Raw genomic sequence first — 293 nt, forward strand, 5'->3', positions numbered from 1 at the left:
CCCACGATGCCACGTCGCGCGCCGCCACGTCGATCGCCGCGGCGAGACCGTCGGGGCCGGCACCGAGCACGCTGCGCGAGACGTTCGGCAGGATCGCGCCGAGCGCCGCCCGGAAGGTTGCGGGCGCCCCCGCGAGCGAGGCGCCCTGCGCGCCGAAACCGGGGGCGAGCACCGGCACCTCGGCGAGCACCGACGGGTCGACGCCGACGGCCGCGAGGTCGACGGTGGCGCCCACCACGACCCCCGCGACCCCTCGGGTCGACCGGGCGTGCTCGACCATCCGCTGGGCGATC

At 78.5% G+C, this 293-nt stretch carries 1 pseudogene; it reads right to left on the reverse strand.

Annotated features, from left to right (window positions below):
* Positions 1-238, reverse strand: a pseudogene (locus FJ658_RS15660) (orotidine 5'-phosphate decarboxylase); the annotation flags it as partial.
* Between the last annotated feature and the right edge of the window lie 55 nt (positions 239-293).

Origin of the sequence: Schumannella sp. 10F1B-5-1, from assembly GCF_006517535.1 — a bacterium.
Classification (GTDB): domain Bacteria; phylum Actinomycetota; class Actinomycetes; order Actinomycetales; family Microbacteriaceae; genus Schumannella.